Source organism: Chitinophaga sp. (assembly GCF_036569125.1).
Lineage (GTDB): Bacteria > Bacteroidota > Bacteroidia > Chitinophagales > Chitinophagaceae > Chitinophaga.
Genome location: NZ_DATCRF010000727.1, coordinates 1 through 6,415 on the forward strand (window position 1 = coordinate 1; position 6,415 = coordinate 6,415).

The window sequence follows — 6,415 nt, forward strand, 5'->3', positions numbered from 1 at the left end:
AATTTAGACAGGTGGCCAATAGCATAATACTCCACGTTGTAGGTAATATTGCCGCCGGATGCTATGGTTACCACTCCCCTGCAATCCTGGCAACCTCCGTTACGCGGCCCGCTGTTGCTGTCCAGCGCGAGGTTCCAGAGCAAAGTGGTCTTAGACCAGTTGTTCATGGCGCCAATGAATAAATTACTCATGTTCCAGTCCAGGTTGGATGCAAAATCCGTAGCCCAGGCGCCGCCGGAGACCTCTGTAAAATAAAGCCCTTTATCCGGGTGCTGTGCATGCACCTGCGTCATAGCGCTTACCTGCCCTGCATAAGCGTGAAATGCAGAACCGGTGATGTATTGTCTGGCCTGCGCATCGTTCAGGATATTAATCGGGTATTCCGGGTGGTCCCAGTTATGATCATACACAATAATGCCGGTGTTAAGCTTATTCTTTTGAAAAGCAGGCCCCAGGTGATCTTTGATGAATGCAGCCTGCATAGCTGCATCCATATACATGGAAGGATATTTGGCTTCAAACAACGGCTCATTCTGCGGGGTAATGGTATTAATAGTAATCCCCTCCTGCTGCATGGCCTGCAGGTATTTTACAAAGTAGTTCGCGTAGGTTGCATACCACTCTGGTTTCAAACGGCCGCCTGCCAGCTTGCCATTATCCTTCATCCAGGCAGGGGCGCTCCAGGGTGTGGCCATCAGCTGCAGGTCCGGCGCCAATTCTTTAATGGCCTTTAGTACAGGCAGCACATCGGCCTTATCGTTTTCTATAGAAAAATGTGTTAAGCCGGGATCTGTTTGCCCTGCGGGCAGATCGTCGTACGTAAAATCAGCCAGCGAAAAATCCGATGCGCCCATGGTTAACCGCAGGTAGCTGATGCCTATGCCCTGCTGCGGATCAAACAGGTCCTGCAGCAGCTGCTTACGTTGTGTGGTATTGAGCTTATTGATCACGTAGGCCGATGACCCGGTGAGCGCAGCGCCAAAACCATCCACCTCCTGCAGCTTTTTTGTAAAGTCGATATTTATAACAGCAGCAGCTGAAGGCACTCCGCTGGTAATGTCAATGTCTTTTTGCGGCTGTAACAGCTTTACCTGGTTGCCGGTGGTTACCCAAACTTTGGCCTTACCCGCTGCTGCTACAGTATCTGCAGGCGGAGTGGTGGTTTGTTTAGCAGGACTTTTACCGCAAGCCGCGGCCAGTACCAGGCAGCAAATGCCGTATGGTATTCTTTTCATCATACACACTGGTTATCGTATTAAATAAAAAAGGACCGGCCAGGGCATGTGAAATGATGGCCGGTCCGCGGTATTAATGACGTGGAGATATTAGTTATATCCCTGGTTCTGTGATAACTGTTTGTTACGGTCGCGCTCCTGCTGCGGAATAGGCATCAGCTCCTTATCCTTTGTCATTTTGTAGTCCACGCGCTGGTTGTTGCGCAGGTCTATTTCATTCAGCGTATTCATCACGGTTTCTGCACGGTTATAGCGGCGCAGGTCGTCCCAGCGCTGGCCTTCCTGTGCCAGCTCCAGGCGGCGTTCTTTTTCAATGGCCAGCTGCATAGCTTCTTTGGTAGTAGCGGTTGTACCGGGCAGGTTAACACGGGTGCGCACCTTATTCAGCTCAGTGGCTGCTTCCGGCGTACGGCCCAAAGCATTCAGGGCTTCTGCTTTTAACAGTATAATATCGCCCAGGCGGAACAGGTATTGCCGGTTAGTGCTGGCCCAGCCGTTAGCACTTTTCCACTTGTAGGCAAAAGGCACGCTGCCGCCGCCAATGGCCCAGTATTCATCCGTCCAGCTTACGTTCTCAAACAGGATGCTGGCGTTCTTGCGGATAACATCATTCTCGCTGTCAAAAGCCTTTACCAGGTCTTTGGAAGGTGTTACGAACTTGCGCCAGGTATCGCCGCTTACAGAGGGCGGCAGCAGCAGCTGCGGGCCGTAATTGGCTTCTGCCCCACCGGTGTATTGTATTTCCATGATGGATTCATCATTGTTATAATGGTTACCATCAAACAGGAAAGCATAGTTAATAAGCTGGTAACCTGCCGGGCTGCTGGTAACGGCATTACAGTATTCCAGCACCTTGTTGTAATCACGGTCCGACTTCTGCGCGTATACCTTTGCCAGCAGCGCATTTACGGCGCCTTTGGTGGCACGTGCCTTATTTACGCTGGCATCATCGGAATAGCTATCCGGCAGGCGGGTTAAAGCAAATTCCAGGTCTTTTATGATCTGTGCATATACCTCCGCATCGGTAGCACGGGGCTTATTGGTTTCGCCGGGATCTGAAGAGGTAGCGGGTTCCAGCACCAGCGGCACCCCGCCAAAGGTTTTCACCAGCTGGTAATAGTGGTAAGCGCGCAGGAAAGATGCTTCCCCCAGGATCTGCTCCTTGCGGTTATTGGCATCCAGCTTGGGATCCGTAATAGCCGGCACTTTTTGCAGAATGATGTTAACGCGTGCAATACCGCTGTAAAGCTGGCTCCAGGCATTAAACAGGCGGCTGTTCACCGGTGTAAACGTGAGCAGGTCCATCTGGAAAATTTCCGGGTTATCGCCGCCGGCATAATAGTTATCGGATACTACATCGGTAAAGTTGATGTTGTCCCATACGTAATACTCCTGCTGAAAGGCGTCGTAAGCCCCGATAAGCGCGGCTTCCGCATCGCTGGCAGACCGGTAGGCGTTTTCCGTGGTGGCATCTGAAATGGGCGACAGGTCCACAAATTTGCTGCAGGCGCCCAGGCTTAATGCCAACACACATAGTACAATATATCTTGCTTGCATAGTTGTAAAAATTAGAATGAAACATTTAAGCCCACAATCAGGTTACGCGTTTGCGGGTAGGTGCCAAAGTCAACCCCCATAGAGGTATTAGCCTCTGTAGAGTTAGTGCTGTTACCCAGGAAATTCACTTCCGGATCAAAGCCGCTGTATTTGGTAAAGGTGAACAGGTTTTCACCGGTTACGTATACACGCAGGCTTTTCAGCTTGATCCTGCTTAACAGGTCCGCCGGCAGATCGTAGCTCAGGGTAGCGGATTTCACCCGCATGTAAGAGCCGTTCTCCACATAACGGGTAGAGATGCGGGAGTTATCTGAATTGTTAGCCACCGCTTTGGGAATATCTGTTACCTGGCCCGGTGTTTTCCAGCGGCGCAGCACGGCTGTGCTCTGGTTGCGCGGGTCTATCATGGATTCTGTTTCTATGCGGGAGGCATTGAACATATCATTACCCTGTGAACCCTGCAGGAACACGCTTAAGCGGATGTTCTTATAGCTGAAATTGTTGGTTAACCCATACAGGAAATCCGGGTTGGGGTTACCAATGATGGTGCGGTCTTCAGCAGCAGGTGTGAATGTTTTTTTACCGGTTTTATCCAGGTACTGCATGTTACCGGTTTCCGGATCCACGCCGGCAGCCACATAACCGTAAAATACGCCCAGCGGCTCGCCTTCACGCGCCAGACTTACGTTGCCGCGGTTAGATACGTTCGCGTTAAAAATATCCTGCCCAACAATATCTACTACCTTGTTGCGGTTAAAGGAAATGTTGAAATCCGTTTCCCACTGGAACTCGCCTACAAAGTTGCGGGAGCTTACCAGGAACTCTAAACCTTTGTTCTGGATCTTACCCACGTTCTGGGTAGAGATATCAAAACCAGTGGATTTAGGCACCGGCACATTCAGCAGCAGGTCGGAAGTATTTTTCACATAGGCATCGGCACTAAAGCTCAGGCGGGAGTCAAGCACAGCTACATCTATACCTACGTTATACTGCTCGGTGGCTTCCCATTTCAGGTTCCTGTTCTCAAAAGAGGAAGGTGTGCTGCCGGGTAATACCACACCGCCAATGGGATAGTTACTGCCGCTGCCCACAAGGCCCAGCCATGCATAACGGCTGTCGCCCAATTGGTCGTTACCCACCTTACCCCAGCCGGCACGCAGCTTCAGATCATTGATAGCGCTTACGCCCTTCATAAACTCTTCCTGTGAAATACGCCAGCCTACTGATGCGGAGGGGAAATAACCCCAGCGGTGCGCGGGTCCGAAAATGGAAGAAGCATCTGCACGGAAGTTAGCTGTCAGCAAATATTTATCAGCATAACTATAGTTGATCCTGCCCAGGAAAGAGGCATTGCTTTTTTCTGATTTGGTATTTTGCGCGGTCACAAAAACAGAACCGGCATTGGTAGTGGGTATGCTGCCACCGGAAAAACCGGTCTTTAATATCTCCGCACTTTCCCATTTTGTTTTCTGCGCTACTACACCACCCAAAGCGCCAATGCTATGTTTGCCGAAGGCCTTATTGTAAGAGAGGGTATTTTCTGCGATCCAGTAGTTTATCAGGTCGGTTTTATTTTGTCCCCTGCCTTTTTGGGCCCGGCCATAGCTGGTACGGAATGGATCCAGGAAATAATCGTACACCGCGTTGTTATAATCTACCCCAAAGTTGCTGCGGAACTTCAGCTCCGGCAGCAGGTATACTTCTGCATACACATTGCCCAGCAGGCGCTGTTGCTTATAACCACGGTCCGGGCCATCGGTGCTGGCAACGGGGTTTTCCCAGTCCTGGAAAGGATTGCTGGTAAAAGTACCGTCGGCATTGTAAATGCCTATTACCGGCGGGGTAGCCAGGGTGCCTAAGAGCACGCCGCCTTTATCCACGCCAATGTTATCCGTTACATCCACATCGTGCCAGCGGCTGTAAGCCACATTGGTACCCATGGTAAGCCAGTTGTTCACCTTTTGCTCCAGGTTCACCTTAAAGTTAAAGCGGTCCATGGTAGCGGAGCGGATAGCGCCGTTCTGCTGTACCCAGCCACCGGAGAGGTAATAGGTGGTTTTGTCCGTTTTGCCGGACATAGACAGCTGGTAGTTCTGGGAACTGCCTTTGCGGAAGATCTCATCCTGCCAGTTGGTGTTCTGGTTGTATTTGTTCCAGTCGGTGATGTAGCCTAATTCGGTCATCAGGTCTTTATACTGGGGGCCGTTCAGCACATCCATTCTTTTCCATACAGAGGAGTAACCGCCGTAGGCATTGAACTCAAACCGGGGCTCGCCCGTTTTTCCCTTGCGGGTGGTGATCAATACCACGCCGTTAGCGCCGGAAGCGCCGTAGATAGCGGCAGAGGAAGCATCTTTTAATACAGATACACTTTCAATATCCGATGGGTTCAGGGAGCGGGTATCTGTAGTGGGCACCCCATCTATTACATACAGCGGGTTGCTGCTGCTGCTGATAGAGCTGGTACCGCGTATGCGGATGTTTAACCCGGCAGAGGGCTTACCGGAAGAGGCCAGCACCTGCACGCCGGGCGCTTTGCCCTGCAGCACAGATCCCAGCTGGGTATTGGGGCGGGCGGCAAATTCCTTTTCACCTACTACGGATACAGAACCGGTAATGTCCTTTTTCCGCTGGGTGCCATACCCTATTACTACCACCTCGTTCAGCTGCTTGTTCTGATCCTGTAAGGTAATGTTTATGGTGGCCTGGTTATTCACCGGCACCTCCTGTGCAACATACCCGATGTAGGAAAATACCAGCACATCCGATGCCGCTGCCTGAATGCTGAAGTTACCATCCGGCTGGGTAATGGCGCCCTTACTGGTATTTTTAATGGAGATGGACACACCCGGCAGGGGATTTCCCTGCTGGTCCTGGACGTGCCCCTTTACGGCAGGATCCTGTGCGCCGGCATACAGCACTGCCAGCAACAGGAAGGCCATTAAAAGCGTAAACTTCTTTTGCATGTGGATAAACATAAAATGTAATAGAATAACGAGTCTCTGGTTTTAGTTATCTGTTTTGGTTGGATCTCATAAACGCTTCCGTTCTGATCTCACAACATGGAATAAAACTTACGGTAGAATAATTGCTGTAAAGGTATCCGAAAATTAAGTTGAAAACCAAAAATATTTTTTATAACTTGTTGATAATAAAGTTGTTATAATATTTTTGATACGCTTGGCTACCGTAAATTGAAACGGGTGAACGCCCCTGATAATCAAGGGTATTCCGCCCGCCAGGGGGTGGTGAATTGCATAAAACTGATACGGATGGTTACCTGCCAGAAAAGGGGTTAATCGTATTCCATTACCAGCTTACTCCATCCTTTTTCGTCGGAATTTTGCAGGGCTTTCTTCCTTTCCTCCATTACTTTTTTAATACGGGTGCTGTAAGACCAGCAGGTACTTTGGCGGATGTTGAGGATCTCGGAGAGCTTATGGGAGGATATTTTGCCTTTGGTGGAGTACACCAGGAAGATCATGTAAAAGGCTTTATTGATATCTATACGGGTGTTCTGTAAAATGGTGTTGGCGGTTACCGATTCCTCGTACCCGCATTTGGCGCAGCGGCGGCTGTATATTAAATGCCCGTTGAAATAATGATCGTGCCCGCATTTGCGG

The 6,415-nt window shown here is 50.2% G+C and carries 3 protein-coding genes and 1 pseudogene; all 4 read right to left on the bottom strand.

Annotated elements, in window-relative coordinates; genetic code table 11:
• Positions 1-1,238: glycoside hydrolase family 30 protein (locus VIM87_RS26900; protein ID WP_331999979.1), on the bottom strand; the 1,238-nt coding region annotated here is incomplete at its 3' end.
• A gap of 87 nt (positions 1,239-1,325) precedes the next feature.
• A complete protein-coding gene (locus tag VIM87_RS26905) occupies positions 1,326-2,792 on the bottom strand; it encodes a RagB/SusD family nutrient uptake outer membrane protein (protein WP_331999980.1) in 1,467 nt (488 codons plus the stop codon).
• Positions 2,793-2,803: 11 nt separating this feature from the next.
• Entirely contained in the window at positions 2,804-5,758 is a 2,955-nt protein-coding gene (locus tag VIM87_RS26910; protein WP_331999981.1) for a TonB-dependent receptor, read from the bottom strand.
• Positions 5,759-6,087: 329 nt separating this feature from the next.
• Positions 6,088-6,415 (bottom strand): annotated as a pseudogene (locus VIM87_RS26915) (chromosome partitioning protein ParA); the annotation flags it as partial.

Bases quoted from the DNA above. Each gene is read 5' to 3' on its own strand.
- VIM87_RS26910 (WP_331999981.1), bottom strand. From the start codon at position 5,758: ATGCAAAAGAAGTTTACGCTTTTAATGGCCTTCCTGTTGCTGGCAGTG.
- VIM87_RS26905 (WP_331999980.1), bottom strand. From the start codon at position 2,792: ATGCAAGCAAGATATATTGTACTATGTGTGTTGGCATTAAGCCTGGGC.